The 18615-nt window shown below is 62.3% G+C and carries 14 protein-coding genes; 5 read left to right on the top strand and 9 right to left on the bottom strand.

The features are described from left to right. Positions 1-8: 8 nt before the first annotated feature. Positions 9-908, bottom strand: coding sequence for an Lrp/AsnC family transcriptional regulator (locus tag NQ018_RS00780; RefSeq protein WP_257057543.1), 900 nt, complete (start codon positions 906-908; stop codon positions 9-11). A gap of 103 nt (positions 909-1011) precedes the next feature. Here NQ018_RS00780 and NQ018_RS00775 point away from each other — a divergent pair, with 103 nt between their 5' ends. Beyond that, a complete protein-coding gene (locus tag NQ018_RS00775; RefSeq protein WP_257057540.1) occupies positions 1012-2358 on the top strand; it encodes an MFS transporter in 1347 nt (448 codons plus the stop codon). A 22-nt stretch (positions 2359-2380) separates the two neighbouring features. Continuing rightward, on the top strand, positions 2381-3331 hold the full coding sequence (locus NQ018_RS00770; RefSeq protein ID WP_257057538.1) for an amidohydrolase family protein: 951 nt from the start codon (positions 2381-2383) through the stop codon (positions 3329-3331). Here NQ018_RS00770 and dnaE read toward each other — a convergent pair. After that, a complete protein-coding gene (gene dnaE / locus NQ018_RS00765; RefSeq protein ID WP_257037350.1) occupies positions 3328-6888 on the bottom strand; it encodes a DNA polymerase III subunit alpha in 3561 nt (1186 codons plus the stop codon). The two genes, NQ018_RS00770 and dnaE, sit on opposite strands and share 4 nt — an antisense overlap. Before the next feature lie 88 nt (positions 6889-6976). Between dnaE and rarD the strand changes: the two genes are divergently transcribed. After that, positions 6977-7858, top strand: a complete 882-nt coding sequence (gene rarD, locus NQ018_RS00760) for an EamA family transporter RarD (protein WP_257057537.1) — start codon at positions 6977-6979, stop codon at positions 7856-7858. Here rarD and NQ018_RS00755 read toward each other — a convergent pair. From NQ018_RS00755 to lspA, 3 genes are read right to left on the bottom strand one after another with little or no spacing between them, the layout of a single operon-like run. After that, a complete protein-coding gene (locus tag NQ018_RS00755; RefSeq protein ID WP_257057529.1) occupies positions 7855-8385 on the bottom strand; it encodes a hypothetical protein in 531 nt (176 codons plus the stop codon). The two genes, rarD and NQ018_RS00755, sit on opposite strands and share 4 nt — an antisense overlap. Before the next feature lie 28 nt (positions 8386-8413). Next, a complete protein-coding gene (locus NQ018_RS00750; protein WP_257037352.1) occupies positions 8414-9343 on the bottom strand; it encodes an RluA family pseudouridine synthase in 930 nt (309 codons plus the stop codon). Continuing rightward, positions 9336-9824, bottom strand: coding sequence for a signal peptidase II (gene lspA / locus NQ018_RS00745; RefSeq protein ID WP_257057528.1), 489 nt, complete (start codon positions 9822-9824; stop codon positions 9336-9338). The genes NQ018_RS00750 and lspA overlap by 8 nt, the downstream gene beginning before the upstream one ends. A 79-nt stretch (positions 9825-9903) precedes the next feature. Here lspA and NQ018_RS00740 point away from each other — a divergent pair, with 79 nt between their 5' ends. Further along, positions 9904-10917 carry a DUF6263 family protein gene (locus NQ018_RS00740; RefSeq protein ID WP_257057527.1) on the top strand — a complete coding sequence of 338 codons (1014 nt, stop codon included), beginning with the start codon at positions 9904-9906 and terminating at the stop codon, positions 10915-10917. An 11-nt stretch (positions 10918-10928) separates the two neighbouring features. On the opposite strand, the gene NQ018_RS00735 is transcribed toward NQ018_RS00740, so the two are convergent. Next, the gene (locus NQ018_RS00735; RefSeq protein WP_257057526.1) at positions 10929-11528 is read right to left on the bottom strand and encodes a WKL family lipoprotein; all 600 of its coding nucleotides are present in this window, start codon (positions 11526-11528) and stop codon (positions 10929-10931) included. 66 nt (positions 11529-11594) lie between these two features. On the opposite strand from NQ018_RS00735, the gene NQ018_RS00730 reads away from it, so the two are divergent. Next, positions 11595-12521 carry an asparaginase gene (locus NQ018_RS00730; protein ID WP_257057525.1) on the top strand — a complete coding sequence of 309 codons (927 nt, stop codon included), beginning with the start codon at positions 11595-11597 and terminating at the stop codon, positions 12519-12521. Here the strand turns inward: NQ018_RS00730 and NQ018_RS00725 are convergent. From NQ018_RS00725 to ileS, 3 genes are all read right to left on the bottom strand, one after another. Then, the gene (locus NQ018_RS00725) at positions 12508-13857 is read right to left on the bottom strand and encodes a DNA polymerase IV (protein ID WP_257057524.1); all 1350 of its coding nucleotides are present in this window, start codon (positions 13855-13857) and stop codon (positions 12508-12510) included. The genes NQ018_RS00730 and NQ018_RS00725 overlap by 14 nt on opposite strands. 10 nt (positions 13858-13867) lie before the next feature. Then, entirely contained in the window at positions 13868-15247 is a 1380-nt protein-coding gene (locus NQ018_RS00720; protein ID WP_257057523.1) for an amino acid permease, read from the bottom strand. 77 nt (positions 15248-15324) lie between these two features. After that, a complete protein-coding gene (gene ileS, locus NQ018_RS00715) occupies positions 15325-18489 on the bottom strand; it encodes an isoleucine--tRNA ligase (protein ID WP_257057522.1) in 3165 nt (1054 codons plus the stop codon). Positions 18490-18615 lie beyond the last annotated feature (126 nt).

Here is an 18615-nt window from a genome sequence, read left to right as displayed (position 1 = left end):
CAATGGGATCAGCGGGTAGGTACGTAGCCTTTCAACGTGGCACCCATCGGGATTATTTCGACTCCAAAAACGCCCAGGTTGGAAAGGGAGTCCACAAATCGGATAAGGCTCAGACCTTCATCATCGCCGAACATGGTGACGTTAGCAACGATGGCCGTGCTGCCCGTGATTCCAGCCACAAACCCGACTTCCGGGGCACTGCGTAAATGTTGGCCGAGGGCCTCAACGCAGCCGGGTGCGACGTTCAGCCACAGGTGGACGTCGTGACCGCTGGAGAATGCGTTCGGGGACACTACCGCCTCGTAATACAGGATGCCCGCCTCCTCGAGCCGCTTCCGGCGCCGGGATACCGTGGCCGCGTCAACGCCCAGATGTTTGGCCAGCGTGACGTTACTGAACCGGCCGTTTTCCGCGAGGAGGTGGAGGAGGTGCTCGTCTTCGGTGTCCAAAGCAACGTCCCGAGCAGGGCTGCGCCCGCCGCCCCACAAGTGCAGGAGTTGATGGGTAGTGATGAGCAGGTCAGGCGCGGCGGCCAGCACCTGGCCCAGGGTTTGCTCATCGCCCACGACGCCGCAAAACACCTCGGTTCGGTCCCTGGACACTCGCACCCACCGGGTTTCCAGCATGTCCACGAGCTGCGGGACGATGGACACCGTTTGCTCCGGACCACCATGGACGCCAGGGAAGCCACGGAACCGGATGAGCCAGGTGTGCTGCCCGCCAAAGTTTGGTGCGGTGCGCCCGATCACGTGCACAATGTTGTGGCTTTGCATGCGCTGGAAACGCCGTGCAACCGTATTGGCACTCACGCCGAGTTGCTGTGCCCACTGCCCAAAGCTGGCCAACGGGTTCTGCTGGACGCAGGTGAGGAGCTGCTTGTCTAGGGGATCGAAAAGGAAGTGGCGCATGGGACGAGGACCTTACGGAGAAAGCGTGCACAAAGGAAGTTTATTTGCAGATTCCATGCATACTTCGTGAAAAGCATGCAATCAGGAACTACTTTAGCGTGGCATGAAAAGCACACAACCCAATGTCTTGATCACGGTGGCGGCGTTTTCCTGCCTGGTGGTGACGCTCTTGCAGTCACTGGTGGTGCCCGCAATACCGCGCTTTCCGGAACTGCTGGGCACCTCGGCAACAACGGTGTCCTGGCTGGTCACCGCCACACTGTTGGTGGGTGCATCGGCAACCCCAATCGTGGGGCGATTAGCGGACCTGTACTCGCCGAAGCGCCTGCTCATCATCACCATGGGTTTGGTGTTTGTGGGATCGGTGATCGCGCCAATTGGTGGGGTGCCAACGCTGATCCTCGGCCGCGCCTTGCAGGGACTGGGAACCGCGATCGTGCCGGTGGCGATGGCACAGATGCGGCTCAGCCTGCCGGGACCGAAGATTCCCGGCGCGTTGGCGCTACTCAGCACAACGCTAGGTATTGGTGGCGGGCTCGGGATCCCTATTGGTGGGGTGCTGATGGCGGCGTTCGGGTGGAAGTCGATGTTCGTGGTGGCGGCGCTGCTTTCCGGCTTGGCCACCGTTGCGCTGTGGTTGGCCGTGCCGCAGGGTACGGAGCTAAAGCCAGATGTCAACTTTGACTACCGCGGCGCCACACTGCTGAGTGCCGGGCTGACCGCCGTGTTGGTGGTGCTCTCCCAGGGATCCTCGTGGGGTTGGGGGCATCCATTGGTCCTCGGCCTGAGCTTGGCGGGTGTGCTGCTGTTCCTGTGGTGGGGCCGCACGGAGCTGCGCAGCGCCTCGCCGCTGGTGGACTTGCAGACCGCGCGGATTCGCCCGATCTTGTTCACCAACATCGCCTCCGTGCTGCTAGGCACACTCATGTTCACGAACCTGCTGCTCACCACCCTGGAGCTGCAGAACCCGGTGGATGAACGCGGCTTCGCCTGGGGCGCCAGCGCGGCCGGCCTGGCGATGCTCCCGAGTGCCGCCGCGATGTTTGTGGTTGCCCCACTCAGCACTGGGCTGGCCAGGAAGATTGGCCCGGTGCGGCTACTTGCTGTCGGCGCGTTGGTGACCTTGCTCGGCTACCTCATGCGGGTGGCTGTGTACATCAGCCCCGCGTGGGTGATCCTGGCGGCAACGGTGGTGGCGGTGGGCGTCGGCATTTCCTACGCAGCGATGCCAATGGTGATCGTGCAGTTCGCTCCCCGGGAGGAAGCGGGCTCGGCGCAGGCCGTGAACGCACTCATGAGGGCGATCGGCATGGCGCTTTCCAGTGCGATCGTCGCCGCGGTGACCACAACTGTGGCCGCAGAAATTATTACCCTCGGAGCCATGGGAATCGTGATGTCCGTGGTCGCCGCTGCCCTGGCTTGGGCGGGGCAGGTACGGGAACAGCAATAGGAAAGGGAACAGCGGAAAAGCAATGAACGCAATTGACACCCACGCGCACTTCTACCCCACGTGGTACCTGGATGAACTGGAGCGGGCGGGCGTGAGCCCGGACAGCACCGCGATTGCACGCGGACTGCATGCAGACACCACTGCCTCGGACATTGAGAAGCGCCTTGAATGGATGGACCGTGCTGGAGTGGAGGCACAGGTCATTGCCGTTACCCCACAGGGACCCCATGTCGCAGACGGCGCCAAGGCCACGCACCTTGCCGAGGCCATCAATGAGCACTACCTGGAAATCGCCGCCGCGCACCCTGGGCGCTTCCTCCCCTACGCTGCCCTGCCGCTGCCGCACGTGGGGGCGTCGGTACACATCATCGAACAGGCACAAGGTTTTCTTGGGTTCAGTGTGCCTACCTTGCTGCCTGGGGGCGGGTCCTTGTTTGGGGAGGAGCTTGAGCCGGTGTGGGAGGCGCTGAATCAACAGTCTGCGGTGGTGAACATTCATCCGACGGGCCAGGGGCTGTGCGCGGCGCCGATCACCGAGCACCACCTGCACTGGGTCAATGGTGCGCCGGTGGAGGATGCCACAGCGGTGCTGCATCTCCTCAAAGCCGGGATCAACCTGCGCTATCCCAAGATTACGTTCCACGTCGCGCATTTGGGCGGTGACCTGGCTTTTCTGGCGCGGCGTTTGGAGGACAATTTTGAGGATTGGGATGCGTTCCCTGCCTCGCCGATGCAGGCGCTGCGCGGCATGGTGTTCGACGCCGCCAACTTCCACGAACCCGCGCTGCTCGCGGCGGTGGCTACCTACGGCCCGGAGCAGGTCATGGCCGGTAGCGACTTTCCCTACTTCCAGGAAGAAAAGTACGTCCGGGCCTTTGAGTACATCCGCAGCGCTGGCCTTTCCGAGGAGGTGAAGGCCAAGATCCTGCGGTCCAACGCCGCGCGAGTGCTGGGCCTGGAGCTTCAGACCTAGCCGAGAATCCCCGCGCCCATGGTGGCTTTGAGATCGCCCATCAGGCTGCCAGTGCGGTTCACCCGGAGGTGCTCGCCCAGGACCATGAGGGAGGATTCCTCGCCCTGAACGATGTTTAGGTACACGTCTGAGTCGCCGGGGTTGGCCAGCAGCACGTCTTTGAGCCGCTTGATGTTGTCCGGGGTGCACTGGTCAGTGCGCATGGTCAGCCGCAGCGGGAGGCCTGCGCCGTTGCCGGGGCCGAGGTCGGCAACGCGGAGGTCGTCACAGAACACGCTCATGCGGTCATCTCGGATAGAGATGTGCGCCTTGGCCAAGATGATGTTGTCTTCCACGATCTGCGGCGCAACGATGGAATAAATCTTGTTAAACACCAGCAGCTCCACCTGCGCACCGTGGTGATCTTCGATGGTCACGATTGCCCACGGGGAGCCGTCTCGCTTGGAGTACCGACGATCCACGCTGGAAATAATGCCGCCGATCTTTACCTCGGCCTCATGGCGCAGCTCGCCGGACAGGATCTTGGTGAGTGGGGTGTCCGTTTGCGCCTCCAGGGCGTGCTCGAAACCGTCCAGGGGGTGCGCCGAAACATACAAACCGAGCATTTCGCGCTCCAGGGCCAGCTTCTGCTTGGGCTCCCACTCTTGATCCGGAACCTGCACTGCAAAGACGTTTTCAACTTCAGCGCCGGCCTCGCCTAGGGAGGCAAAGAGGTCAAACTGCCCCTTATCCGCGGCCTTCTTGGTGGAAATCACCGAATCCACGGCCTCCTCGTGGACCAGGAACAGGCCCTTGCGCGGGTGGCCGAGGGAATCGAAGGCACCCGCCTTGATGAGTGATTCCGTCACTCGCTTATTGCAGGCAGTGGTCTCAATCTTGTCCAGGTAGTCGGAGAAGTCCCGGAACGTTCCCTTTTCTTCGCGGGTCTTCACGATCGACGCCACTACGTCCTCACCCACGTTGCGCACCGCACCCAGGCCAAAACGGATGTCCTCGCCCACCGGCAGGAAGTTGAACGCGGACTCGTTCACATCCGGGGAGAGCACGGAGATGCCAAGGTGGCGGCAATCGGAGAGGTAAATGGCAGACTTGTCCTTCTTGTCACTCACCGATGTCAACAGCGCCGCCATGTACTCAGCGGTGTAGTTGGCCTTCAGGTAGGCGGTCCAATAGGACACCAGGCCGTAACCGGCGGCGTGGGACTTATTGAACGCGTAGGAGGCGAAGGGCTCGATGGTGCCCCACAGCGCATCCACCGCCTCCTTGGAGTACCCGTTGGAGAACATGCCCTCGGAGAACTTCTTGTACTCCTTGGCCAACACTTCCGGCTTCTTCTTACCCATGGCTTTACGGAAACCATCGGCCTCACCGGCGGTGTAGTTGGCCAGCTTGCGGGAGATCTCCATGATCTGCTCTTGGTACACGATCAGGCCGTAGGTCTCTGCCAGGATTTCCTGCAGCGGCTCTTCCAACTCGGGGTGAATCGGCTCAATTGGCTTACGACCGTTCTTACGATCGGCGTAGTCCCAGTGGGCGTTCACACCCATCGGGCCTGGGCGGTACAGCGCCAGAGACGCCACGATGTCATTGAACCCAGTGGGCTGCATGCGTTTGAGCAGCTCCTGCATGCCACCGGAGTCAAGCTGGAACACGCCCAAGGTTTCACCGCGGGACAGCAGCTCGTACACAGCGCGGTTGTCTGTGTCCAAGGCCTCAAGGTCTACGTCTTCGCCGCGGTTGATCTTGATGTTCTCCAGGGCGTCGCCAATCACCGTGAGGTTGCGCAAGCCAAGGAAGTCCATCTTCAGCAGACCAATGGCCTCACAGGCGGGATACGGCCAGCCAGTGATGATGGCGCCGTCGTTAGCGCGCTTCCACATGGGGATGCAATCCATGAGCGGCTCGGAGGCCATGATCACCGCGCAAGCGTGCACGCCGGCCTGGCGCACCACACCTTCCAAACCGCGCGCGGTCTCGTAGATGCTGCGGACGTCGGGGTCCGTCTCGATCAGCGAGCGCACCTCCCCCGCCTCGCTGTAGCGCGGGTGCTCAGGATCGGTGATGCCGGAAAGCGGAATGTCCTTGGCCATGATCGCAGGGGGAAGCACCTTGGTGATGCGGTCCGCCATTTGGAAGCCCTCTTGGCCGAACTGCACGCGCGCGGAGTCTTTCAACGCCTGCTTGGTTTTCACCGTACCGAAGGTGATCACCTGCGCAACCTTGTCTTCGCCCCAACGTTCTGAGGCGTAGCGAATCATCTCGCCACGGCGGCGATCGTCAAAGTCAATATCGATATCCGGGGCACTAGGGCGCTCTGGGTTCAGGAACCTCTCAAACAGGAGGCCGTGCTCAATGGGGTCGATGTTGGTGATGGTCAGCGCGTAGGCCACCAGGGCACCAGCAGCCGAGCCACGGCCGGGGCCTACGCGGATGCCGATGGAACGGGCGTGCTTGATGATCTCTGCGACGATGAGGAAGTAGGAAGGGTAGCCCTTCATGTCGATCACATTGATCTCAAACTCCGCGCGATCAATGTACTCCTGGGGCACGGGCGCGGAGCCGAAACGCTCCTGGAGGCCCTCCATCACCTGGTGGCGCAGCCAGGACGTAGGTGTGTGGCCCTCGGGGACGTCGGCAACCGGCATTCTGTCGTGGGGGTGCTCCGCCCACACCTCGGAGTAGTCCTGCACACGCTCGGCTACCCAGAGGGTGTTGTCGCAGCCGTCGGGAACGGTGCTGTCCCACAGCTCACGCATCTGCTCGGCGGTCTTGATGTAGTAGCCGGTGCCGTCAAATTTGAAGCGATCCGGATCGTGGAGCGTCTTGCCTGTCTGCACGCACAGCATTGCCTCATGGTCCTGGGCTTGGGATTCCAGGACGTAGTGGCAGTCATTGGTCACGAGCGGCGGAAGGTCCAGCTTGCGACCAATCTCCAGCAATTCGGAGCGCACGCGGTTCTCGATCTCCAGACCGTGGTCCATGAGCTCGAGGAAGTAGTTGTCTTTGCCGTAGATGTCCTGCCACATCGCGGCGGCCTCCAGAGCCTCGTTGAACTGGCCCAGGCGCAGGCGGGTTTGCACGTCGCCGGAAGGGCAGCCTGTGGTGGCGATGATGCCGGTGGCGTGCTCCGCGATGAGCTCCGCGTCCATGCGCGGCCATTTGCCCAACTGGCCCTCGTAGGAGGCGTAGGAGGAGAGCTTGAAGAGGTTGCGCAGGCCAGTGGCATTTTCCGCGAGCATAGTTTGGTGCAGGTAGGCACCGGATGCGGAGACGTCGTCCGCCTTTTGGTGGGGTTCGCCCCACCGGACGCGATCCATGTTGAAGCGGGAGCCGGGTGAAATGTAGGCCTCAATGCCGATGATCGGTTTCACACCGGCGGCCTTCATTGCGTGATAGAAGGCGTCCGAGCCGTACATGTTGCCGTGGTCCGTCATGCCCACCGCGGGCATGCCCTGCCGGGAAACTTCCTCAGCCAGCAGGTCCACCTTTGCCATGCCGTCCAACATTGAATATTCCGTGTGGTTGTGCAGGTGAACAAAGGAGGATTTTTTCGCCATGCTTGAAGATCTTAGAGCACCTGTCAACCCCCAACAGAGGGCCCCAACTGAATGCAACGTGGCGTGGGGGGAGCGCTATCATCATGTGGTGTTCTATGGCATCTCGGCATACCTTTTATGGGGATTGTTCCCCGCCTACTTCCCCCTGCTGCGCCCCGCGGCGCCGGTGGAAATTATCGCGCACCGCATCCTGTGGACGGCAGTGTTCATGGCGATCGTGCTCACCGTGAGCAAAAGCTGGCGCGAGCTGCGCGGGGTGAGTGCGGCAACCTGGGCAAAGGTGGCGGCGGCCTCCCTGTTGATCACCGCCAACTGGCTGCTCTATGTGATTGCCGTGAACTCCGGTCATGTTGCCGACGCCGCCCTGGGCTACTTCATCAACCCCCTGGTCAACGTGTTGCTCGGGGTGGTCTTCCTGGCCGAGCGACTCCGGCGCCTGCAGACCATCTCCGTGTTGGTGGCGGCGGTGGCGGTGTTGCTGCTCACCGTTGTGGGTGGCCAACCCCCAATAATTGGCCTGGGCCTGGCGCTGAGCTTTGGGCTGTACGGCCTGGTGAAAAAGGGCATTTCGCTGCCCGCCACGGCATCACTAGCCGCGGAGACTCTGGTGCTCGCCCCCGTGGCCCTGGGCTACATCCTCTACCTCGAACTCGCCCCCGCACAAGCAGGCACGTTCCTCAGCGAGGGCCCCGGCCACGCCGCATTGCTCATCTGCGCGGGCCTGGTCACCGCCATCCCGTTGCTGCTGTTCGGCACCGCCACCAAACTCATCCCGTTGTCCACCATCGGCATGCTGCAATACGTCACCCCCACCATCCAGATGATCTGGGCGGTCTTCGTGATGCAAGAACACCTCGAGCCAATCCGCTGGGTGGGCTTCATCATCATTTGGATCTCGGTGGCCATCTTCCTCACAGACATCGCGCGCAACCACCGCCTCACCCACCGCCGCAAGCCGAAAGCAAGCTAGCGAGCCGCGACTGGCCGCACCCCGAAGCGGCCCCAGGCGGCGTCGGAAGGCAGTACCTCTACCGCGAGCACTTGGGGGCTTTCCGACGCGGCCACGAGCTCCACTCCCCCGGCGTACGCGAGCGCGGCACTGATGCGCTCCTGGCCCACGGCACGGCGGATGACGTCGGCGCGGGTTTCCGCCCCCGTGGGCTCCGGCAGCGGCACGACAAGCTGGGAGTGTTCGGAGATCACGGCGTTCACCCTCGGTAGCTGAGCGGTGATGCGTTCGACGTCTCTGGCGGGAATCGGCTCGGTGAAGGTGATGAGCGAGAAGGCTGGGGCCGCTGAAGGATCGGCAGCGGCAATCGCGAGGCTTTCCTCGGCGCGGGCCTGGTATTCCTCCAGGGTCTCACCGCTTTCCATTCCCAGCACATCGCCGTTCGGCGGCATGGGCTTGCTGGTCCGATCAGACCCCATAGCGAACACGAACACCACCACGAGCGCCGCGAGGCTCATCACTGCCACCACCATTCGGGCTCGATCCACCGAATCCCAACGCTGCGCGAAACCCAAGCTAGCCCTCCGCGCGCAGCACATCGAGCGCATGCTGCAGATCGTCTGGATAGGGCGCACTGATCTCCATCCAGCGGCCATCCGCCGGGTGGTGGAAGCCCAAAGTCACCGCGTGCAACCACTGGCGGATCAGGCCCAGCTTAGCGCTGAGCGCTGGGGTGGAGCCGTACATCGGGTCGCCGCAGCAGGGGTGGTGCAGCGCAGACATGTGCACTCGGATCTGGTGGGTGCGCCCCGTCTCCAGGTGCACCTCCAGCAGCGAGGCCTCCCGGAATGCCTCAAGCGTCTCATAGTGGGTGACGGCGTGCTTACCGTCGCTTGTCACCGCAAAGCGCCAACCGGCGCTGGGATGCCGGCCAATAGGGGCGTCGATAGTGCCCTTGATCGGATCCATGTGCCCCTCAACGAGCGCATGATAGGTCTTTTCCACCGTGCGCTCCTTGAACGCCCGCTTCAGCACCGAATAGCCACGCTCGGAAGCAGCGACCACCATCACCCCAGACGTACCGACGTCCAGCCGTTGCACAATACCCTTGCGCTCCGGCGGACCGGACGTGGATATGCGGAAACCTGCGGCGGCGAGCCCACCAACCACAGTCGGGCCCTCCCAGCCCAAGGTCGGGTGCGCTGCAACGCCCACGGGTTTGTGAATGGCAATGAGGTCTTCGTCGGAATACAGCACCTCCATCCCCTCCACCAGCTCCTCCTTGGGAACCAGATCCTGCTTCGGGTCGGGCAGCGTCACCTCCAGCCAAGCACCGGAGGAAAGCCGATCCGACTTCCCCACCCGGGCGCCCTCAATCTGCACATCCCCGGCCTCGGCGAGCTCCGCGGCCATGGTGCGCGAAATCCCCAGCAACTTGGAAAGCGCGGCATCAACCCGCATGCCCTCCAGGCCCTCCGGGACCGGCAATTGACGATGCTCAGGCATGGCGCACCTCCCCCTTCTGCTTGCGCTCCTTCAGGAAATCACTCACCACAAATAGCGCTACGCCGCAGGTAATCGCGATGTCTGCAATGTTGAAAATGGCGAACCCCCGCAGCCACAAAAAATCCACCACATGGCCATGATAAAAACCAGGCTCGCGCACCAAACGGTCAATCAAGTTACCCGCCGCCCCACCGGCGATCATCCCCAGTGCCACCACCTGCGGGGTGTAGCTCACCTTCCGAGAAAACCACAGCGCCGCGACCACCGCCACGAGCTGGATCGTGGTGAACAACCAGGTAGAGCCCTCCCCAAAAGAAAACGCCGCACCGGGGTTGAAGGTCAGGCGAAACTGCAGCAAACTGCCGATGAACTCTCGGGCCTGCCCGTCGGCCAACACCCGCAGCGCAATCGCCTTGGAGGCTTGATCCACGGCGGCCAGCACCACGATCATCGCCGCCACCACACTGAAGCTCCTGTTCACACTCACCCCACCATCATTCCAAAAAGCCACAACCTCCCGCCAACCGCTGAGGATTTCCAGAGGGTATATGCTGTTGAGCGTGTTTAGGCAATCCAACTCCCCCCGCCCCCAGCAACCCCAGCGCCGTCTCGGTATGCTCACCGCAACGTTGGGCCTCGGCCTCAGCATCAGCATCGGATTGAGCGCCTGTAGCAGCACGGAGACGGGACAGGCTGGTGCTGATGCTGGTGTTGAAGCGGGAGTGGCAGTGCAAGCCGACGTCCCCAAGGTCACACTCATCACCGCTGGTACTGATGCGGGGGAATTGCGGGAGCTGCGCTACGCGAACACTGGCGAACAACAGGTCACGCTGGCGCTGAGCGAAGGGTTCAGCCAGAACACCTGGCAAGCAGCGGCCGTGAAGCCCATCCCACCAGCACCTGACCTCACCAGTTCCGAACTGGTGACGCTCAGCACGCAAGCAACTGCAACGCAGGCAGCAGGCGGCGGCGGTGAGGATGGCGAAGATGACGCACCCGAGCGCACAGTACAACTTAGCTTTGCGCAGGTGGAGTACGACAACCTCGAGCAAGCCAGCGAGGTCCGCAGCGCCGAGGGCTTCGGCATGACCTGGTTTGCCACCTCCCGCGGCCAAATCTCAGAACTCAGCCTCCAAGCACCCGCCGCGGCCACCGACACCGGCAGGGCTATCGCCGAACAGCACCTCCTGCGCCTCATCTCCACCCAGGTGGTCTTCCCCGAAGAACCCGTGGGTGTGGGTGCCATCTGGACCGTGGAAAACCGCGTGTCCGGCGAATACTCCATGCTGCAAACCAATACCTACACGATCAGCAGCATTGAGGGTGACGTCGTGAAGCTGCAGGTAGACGTTGCGCAGCGGCCCTCCCTCGGCGCCCTCGAAGCTGCCGACGGCACCACCTTGAACGTGATGAGCTCAGAGACCACCAGCGCCTCGGAAATCACGGTGGACCTCGGCCACCCCCTGCCGATCGCTGGGCAAATGGCGTACACCACCCGCATTGTGTACGGCCAAGAAGAAAGCGAAGCCCGCGTGGTCCAGGATCAGACCACCGCGGTGCGCTTCAATAATTAAGCTTACTGTGCTTACTGGGCTGGGGCTTCTTCGACCGGAGCCTCTGGTGCGGGGGCCTCTACTGGGGCCTCAACTGGAGCCTCTGGCGCGGGGGCGCCGAACTCATCGGTTTGGCACACCGGTGGGACCTGCTCAGGGGGTACCACGAAGCCCACGATCATGCAGGCCCAGGTGCGGGAGAGCTTCCAGCGGCCATCCTGGAACACGAACTCAACGTCTTCGCCCTTTTGCGGCTGAGCCTCCTCTGGGTACTGCACCACCACGGTGGCGAGCACCGAATCTGGGGTGTATTGCAGGATTGGCTCCACCACGTACAGGCTGGCGCCGGAGGCTACCTGGTTTGCTGCGAGGACGTCGAAGAGCTCGGGGGCCGTCTCGCCGCCTTCCACGGTCTGCACGCGCTCCTCAATGGGCACGTTGGGGTCCATGGCCAACGCCAAGATGCCATTAAGTTCCTCTGCGGTAGGCAGCGGAGCCTGCTCCTGGACGGCAGTGGTGGTTGCTGCGGCGGTGCTGCTCGCGGTGGAGCTCGCATCCTCGCCGGAGCAAGCGGCCAAAGTCAGTGCTGCGGCTACAGCAGTGGCGGCAGCAGCGTACTTTGTAAGCTTCACAAAATCTCCTCGTTGCGCGGGTGTGACTTATGGGATGCTACCAAATGTTGTGGCACTCTATACACCATGAGTTCACCCAAAGTTGTGGTTTTGACCACCGGCGGCACTATTTCTTGCACCACAGACCCCCAAGGCGCACTCGTTCCCACCGTCTCCGGTGAGGAGCTCATCGCCCCAGTAGCAGCACGCTTCAATGACAACCTCAACATCGAAGTCCGCGAGCTCCACCGGCTGGACTCCTCCTCCATGACTTTCGCGGACGTTGACGAAATCATCACCGCGGCACACAGCGCCCTGCAGGATGAGGACGTGGTGGGCGTGGTGATCACCCACGGCACCGATTCCATGGAAGAAACCGCCATCGCACTGGACACCTTCCACAACGACCCCAGGCCGATCGTACTCACCGGCGCGCAAAAGCCTGCCGACCACCCCGAGGCCGACGGCCCCGGCAACATCTTTGAGGCAGTGGTGATCGCCGCCGACAACTCCGCCCGCGACATCGGCGTCCTAGTGGTCTTTGGGCACGCCGTCATCCCGGCGCGCGGCTGCGTGAAGTGGCACACCTCCGATGAACTGGCCTTTGCCACCAACGGCCCGGAGGAACCGCAACGCGCTGAGCCCGTGATTCCCGTGCCGCTCGCCGGAACGAAGGTGGAGATTATCTCCGCCTACCCTGGCGCCCCACGCACACTCTTCGACGCCGCCATTGCCTCCGGCGCCCAGGGCATCGTGGTGGAGGCAATGGGCTCCGGCAACGTTGGCACCGAACTCGCTCGGGCCGTGGATGAGGCCCTCAAGCAGGGTATTCCAGTGGTGATTTCCACCCGAGTGCCGCGTGGCGACGTTGCCAGCGTCTACGGTGGTGCAGGCGGCGGTGCAACGCTCGCGCGCAACGGGGCCATTGGCTCGACCTACTTCCGCGCAGGCCAAGCGAGGGTGCTGCTCGCCATCGCGGTCGCCGCAAACGTGCACCCGGTCACTCTGTTCTGAGGTCCTTCCAGTCCAGGCTGTCCAAGGGGTCGGCGGGCTGGAGCTCGGAATCGGTGACGTCAAAAGTCTTGGTCTTCCCCTGTCCTAATGCCGTGGTGCGCGTTTCAAAGCGCACGGTGAGCTTGCCGTGGCCGATGCCTTGGATCCAGCCGTGGCCGTACTCGGGGTGGTACACGTCCTGGGTTGCACGCCACTGCTCGGATTCGGATTGGGGTTGGGGTTCGGCTTGGGTTGGTGCGGGTTTCGGTTCGGGATCTCCTTGCGTGGGGAGGTCAAGCTCCGGGAAGAGCACGTCTTGACTGACTTCACTGAGGCCGGAGAAACTCACCCCTACCAGGCGGATTGCGCCCACCTCGTTGGGGTAGCGCACCAGTTTCAGCGCGGCTGCTTCCAAGGTTTTGAGCTCGCTTGTGGCATAGGGCAGGGTCAATGAACGCGATTCGATGTGGAAGTCTGCCATTCGCAGCTTGACTGTGACCGTGCGGGCCACGCGTCCGTCGGCAAGCAATCTCCTGTGTGCTTGCGCTGCGGCACGATGGAGGGCCTCGTCTACTGCCTCCTTGGTGCGCAGGTCGGTGTCGTAGGTATGTTCGGCGGAGATCTGCTTGGCTTCCGCGCGTGGGGCAACCTCGCGCTCGTCCACACCGCGTGCCATCAGCCACAGCCCCCTGCCAGCGGCGGCACCAAGGGTGGCAATTGCCTCTTTTTCCGTCATTCCCGCGAGCTGCCCGATAGTCTCCACACCAGCCAGCGCCAACTTTTGCCTGGTTACTGGGCCCACTCCCCAGAGTTTGCCTACAGCCATGGGGTGGATAATCTCCTCGTGCCGCGCCGCTTCAACAATGAATACGCCGTCGGGTTTGGCCTCGTCGGAGGAGATTTTTGCTACCTGTTTACCCGCGCCTGCACCGACGGAACTTGGCAGCCCCGTTTCCTTTCGGATCGTCGCGCGGAGGGTGTTCGCAAAGACGCGGACCTCCTCTGCACTGGCGCCGACAAGTTCGGCGGGCTCCAAAAATGCTTCGTCGATGGAGACTTGTTCCACCACCGCGGCCTCACGGCGGAGAATCTCAAACACCCTCGCAGATGCCGCCTTGTACACCGCAAAGCGTGGTGCCACCACAACACCGCGAAAGCCAATGAGTTTGCGAGCCTGCCAAGTGGGCATCGCCGAACGCGCGCCCAACGCCCTGGCCTCGTAGGACGCACCGGCCACCACTCCCCTGCCACTGACACCGGCCACCAACACCGGGCGCCCCCGCAACGTGGGGCGGGTGAGCTGCTCACAGGAAGCAAAAAATGCGTCCATGTCAATGTGCAAAACCCACCGCTGCATGGCAAGAAGCTTAGCGGTTCGCCTTCGCCAGGTACCAACCACCCACAAACAGCGGCGGCAGCAGCACCGCGGCGGCAATGGTGGTGTACGTGCCACTCGGGTAATCAAAGGCCATCAAAATGAGGACGCCAAGCAAAAACGCGAGCACAACGACGTCGCCTAGCGCCCCACCGGGGGCACGGTAGTAATGGCGCGTCACCGTCCCCTGCTTCGCCGCGCGCAGGTAACCCAAGTGGGAGAGGCAGATCATGGCCCACATTGCCAAGATGGCGATTGCGCCGAGGGAAAGCACAATCTCGAAGGCCTCCTCCGGCACCAGGTAATTGAGCACCACGCCGGAGACGAAGCACGCCGTGGTGAGCCACACACCGCCCATGGGCACTCCATGCTCGCTCATGTTGGCCAGGAACTTTGGCGCACTGCCCGTAAGCGCAAGCGGCTTGAGGATACGAGCTGTGGCATAGAGTCCGGCGTTCACGCTGGACAACGCCGCAGTGAGCACCACCAAGTTCATGATGTCCGCCGCACCGGGCACGCCGAGGGCGTTCATGAAAGTGACAAACGGGCTTTCCGCACCGGAATAGGCGTTGGCCGGCAACAGCATTGCCAGAAGGAACACTGACCCCACGTAAAACACCACGATGCGCCACACAGTCGTGTTGATAGCTTTCGGGATCTCCTTCTCCGGGTTTTCAGTTTCCCCGGCGGCCACACCAATCATGTCAATGCCCGCGTAAGCAAACACCACGCCCTGGGTCATCACGATCAGCGGCAGCACGCCGTTGGGGAACCAGCCGCCGCCCTCCGCGAGCGTGGACCAGCCTGGGGTGTGGCCAGCAACCTCGTGGCCGCTGAGGATGACCACGATACCCACGATCATAAAGACCACGAGCGCGCCCACCTTGATGAAGGAAAACCAGAATTCCGCCTCACCGAACAGGCGTACCCCGAGCAGGTTTACCGCGAGAACCACCAGCAATGCCGCTCCCACCAACACCCACTGCGGCACCTCTTGGAAGATCGGCCAGAAGTTCAGGTAGACCGCGATTGCGGTGAGTTCGGCGATTCCCACCGTCACCCAAGCCAAGAAGTAGATCCAACCGGCAAAAAATGCGGCCTTCTCCCCCAGGAACTCTCTGCTGTAGGAGGTGAAACTTCCAGAAGTTGGGCGGTGCACCACCATCTCCCCCAGGGAGCGCAGCATGAGGTAGCCGATGACACCACACACCGCGTAGACGATGGCGAGGCCCGGCCCGCCCGCGTTGAGGCGGCCGCCGGCGCCAAGGAACAACCCGGTGCCCAGCGCGCCGCCGAGCGCGATCATCTGAATGTGGCGGTTGCGCAGATCCTTGCGGTAACCCGCGACTTCTTGGGCGTGAATATCATTCATGCAACCAAGACTAGACAGCTTAGTCTAATTTCCTGGCATTGTGCGGGAATTTTATTCACGCCCACCTGGTGGGAGGGTTAGGCCTTGTGCACGTCCGCGGTGACGCCTTCCACCACCTTGTGCGCGCCCTGCCCTGCGGCTTGATCCGCAGGAACAACTTCGAAGGAAGTTGCGAGCACCTCACCGGCAATGAAGTCCTGGTGGCGCTGCGCCCACTCCAGCTTGTCCTCGGGGACCACCAGACGCACCGTGATGCGATCCGAGACCTCGAAGTCGCTGGCCTTACGGGCGTCCTGCAGTCCACGGACCACGTCTGCCGCCCAACCCTCGGCCTCCAGCGGCTCGGTAACGGTGATGTCCAGCACCACCAGGCCGTCCACGCCGTCGATCTGCGCGGTGGTCTCTGGCTCCGCAGCCACCAGACGCTCGGTGAATTCACCTGGCAGCAGCTCAATGCCGTCCGCCACCACGCTTTCACCCACGCGCTCGTAGTTGCCGGCCTTCACTGCCTTGATAGCCTGTTGCACGTCCTTACCCAGGCGAGGGCCAGCAACCTTCGCGTTCACCACTACATCGAAGCGGCCCACAGAATCCACATCAGAGGTCAAGGTGATGTCTTTCACGTTCACCTCGTCCTTGATGATCGCCGCGAAATCCGCCAAGCGCTCAGACTCCGGCAGGGCCACCGTAAGGCCTGGCAGCGGCAGGCGGTTGCGCAGCTTGTGCGCCTTGCGGATCGAGTTGGTAGCGGAACAGACGCCGCGGATCTCATCCATGGTGCGCACCAGCTCCGGGTCAGCCGGGAAGTCCTCCGCCTTGGGGAAGTCCGTAAGGTGCACGGAACGCTCCCCGGTGAGGCCACGCCAAATCACCTCGGTTGCCATGGGCAGCAGCGGCGCGGCCACGCGGGTGAGGGTTTCCAGCACGGTGTAGAGGGTGTTAAAGGCCTCTGGGTGGGCATCATCCCCGGCCCAGAAGCGCTCGCGGGAGCGGCGCACGTACCAGTTGGTCAAGGCGTCACAGAACCAGCGCACCTCATCACACGCAGCGGCGATATCCGTATTATCCAAAGCCGTATTCACGTTGGCCACGAGATCATGGAGCTTGGCCAAGATGTAGCGGTCCAACACGTCCTTGGATTCCGTGGACCACTGCGCTGGCTGAGAGGTGTAGAGCTGCAGGAAGCTGTACGCATTCCACATTGGCAACAGTGCCTGGCGCACGCCTTCGCGGATACCCTGCTCAGTCACGATCAGGTTGCCGCCACGCAGAATCGGGCTGGACATGAGGAACCAACGCATCGCGTCTGAACCGTCGCGGTCAAACACCTCATTGACGTTGGGGTAATTGCCCTTGGACTTACTCATCTTCAGGCCGTCATCACCGAGCACGATGCCGTGCGCCACCACCTTCTTGAACGCGGGGCGGTCAAACAGGCCAACTGAAAGCACGTGCAGCAGGTAGAACCAGCCTCGGGTTTGGCCGATGTACTCCACGATGAAGTCCGCCGGAGTGTGGTTCTCAAAGAACTCTTTGTTCTCAAACGGGTAGTGGAACTGGGCAAAAGGCATGGAGCCGGAATCAAACCACACGTCCAGCACGTCCGGGACGCGGCGCATGGTGGACTTGCCCGTGGGATCGTCGGGGTTCGGGCGGGTCAGCTCATCGATGTCCGGGCGGTGCAGGCTCTTTGGCTTACGGCCGAAGTCGCGCTCCAGTTCCTCCAGAGAACCGTACACGTCCACGCGTGGATAATTTTCATCATCGCTCATCCACACTGGGATTGGGCTGCCCCAGTAGCGGGAGCGGGAGATGTTCCAGTCACGGGCGTTTTCCAGCCACTTGCCAAACTGGCCATCGCGGACGTGCTCCGGCATCCACTCAATTTCTTGGTTGAGCTCCACCATACGATCGCGGAACTTGGACACGGAGACGAACCAAGAGGGCAACGCCATGTAGATCAGCGGCTCGCCGGAACGCCAGGAGTGCGGGTAAGAGTGCTCGATGGTCTGGTGGCGCACCACGCGGCCCGCGGCCTTGAGGTCACGGATGATGTCTTTGTTCGCATCAAACACCAATTGGCCAGCGTATTCGGGAACGAGGGAGGTGAACTTGCCGTCCATGTCCACTGGCACCACCGTAGCGATACCGTAGGCATTGCAGGTGTTCATATCATCTTCACCAAACGCCGGAGCCTGGTGGACCACACCGGTGCCGTCCTCGGTGGTCACGTACTCCGCGAGCAGGATCTTGAAGGCGTTCTCGTGGTCCTTGAAGTACGGGAAGATCGGCTCGTAGGTAAGGCCCTCGAGCTCGCGGCCGGGCAGAGTGCGCAGTACCTCGTACTCACCGAGTTCTGCAGCATAAGCGCCCAGTAGCGCCTCAGCCAGGATCACGCGATCCCCCGCTACCGCAGCGGTGGCGCCTTCACCGGCTTGGACCACCGCGTAGGTGACCTCGGGGTTCACTGCCAGCGCCAGGTTGGAGGGCAGGGTCCACGGGGTGGTGGTCCAGGCAAGGGCCTTTGCCCCCACCAGTGATGCATCCGCGCTGAATCCCTCGGCCACGCCGGTGATTGGGAAGGTCACTGTCAGGGTTGGGTCCTGGCGCATTTTGTAGGAATCATCCAGGCGGGTTTCCTGGTTGGACAGCGGGGTGTGCTCAGCCCAGGAGTACGGCAGCACACGGAAGCCCTGGTAGATCAGGCCCTTATCGTAGAGCTGCTTGAAGGCCCAGATTACGGACTCCATATAGCCGGGGTCCATGGTCTTGTAGCCGTTTTCAAAGTCCACCCAGCGGGCCTGGCGAGTCACATACTCTTCCCACTCCTTGGTGTAGCGCAGCACGGAGGTGGCGCAATACTCATTGAACTTGGCCAGACCCATTGCTTCGATCTCGCCCTTGTCCTTGATCCCGAGCTGCTTTTCCGCCTCAAGCTCCGCGGGAAGGCCGTGAGTGTCCCAGCCAAAGACGCGAGGTACGTGATAGCCGGCCATCGTGCGGTAGCGCGGGATGATGTCTTTCACATAGCCGGTCAGAAGGTGCCCGTAGTGCGGCAAACCGTTCGCAAACGGTGGGCCATCATAGAACACGTACTCATCTGCCCCCTCCCGGTTATCCAGGGAGGCTTGGAACGTGTTGTCCTGCTTCCAGAACTTGAGCACTTCCTGCTCCATGTCCGGGAAACGGTTGGAACCGCCGGTGAGGTCCACGCGAGGGTACACGCCGCCTACTTCAGCCATGAAAAAACTCCTTCACATAAATGTAGCTGCTAGTGCAGGGACGCAAACTGCGCGGTACCACCCTGCTTGAACGCTGCTTTACTACAACATTCCGCTTCATTGGTGAAGGAGATGACGGTCTTACCC

The organism is Corynebacterium kozikiae (assembly GCF_024580965.1).
Lineage (GTDB): Bacteria > Actinomycetota > Actinomycetes > Mycobacteriales > Mycobacteriaceae > Corynebacterium > Corynebacterium kozikiae.
This window is presented reverse-complemented; position numbering and strand designations above follow the sequence as displayed.

What these genes read in the sequence shown, in the direction of transcription:
- dnaE (WP_257037350.1), bottom strand. Translation starts at nt 6,888, where the DNA reads ATGGCGAAAAAATCCTCCTTTGTTCACCTGCACAACCACACGGAATAT.
- NQ018_RS00730 (WP_257057525.1), top strand. Translation starts at nt 11,595, where the DNA reads ATGAGTTCACCCAAAGTTGTGGTTTTGACCACCGGCGGCACTATTTCT.
- NQ018_RS00780 (WP_257057543.1), bottom strand. Translation starts at nt 908, where the DNA reads ATGCGCCACTTCCTTTTCGATCCCCTAGACAAGCAGCTCCTCACCTGC.
- NQ018_RS00720 (WP_257057523.1), bottom strand. Translation starts at nt 15,247, where the DNA reads ATGAATGATATTCACGCCCAAGAAGTCGCGGGTTACCGCAAGGATCTG.
- NQ018_RS00725 (WP_257057524.1), bottom strand. Translation starts at nt 13,857, where the DNA reads ATGCAGCGGTGGGTTTTGCACATTGACATGGACGCATTTTTTGCTTCC.
- NQ018_RS00770 (WP_257057538.1), top strand. Translation starts at nt 2,381, where the DNA reads ATGAACGCAATTGACACCCACGCGCACTTCTACCCCACGTGGTACCTG.
- NQ018_RS00750 (WP_257037352.1), bottom strand. Translation starts at nt 9,343, where the DNA reads ATGCCTGAGCATCGTCAATTGCCGGTCCCGGAGGGCCTGGAGGGCATG.
- NQ018_RS00775 (WP_257057540.1), top strand. Translation starts at nt 1,012, where the DNA reads ATGAAAAGCACACAACCCAATGTCTTGATCACGGTGGCGGCGTTTTCC.
- ileS (WP_257057522.1), bottom strand. Translation starts at nt 18,489, where the DNA reads ATGGCTGAAGTAGGCGGCGTGTACCCTCGCGTGGACCTCACCGGCGGT.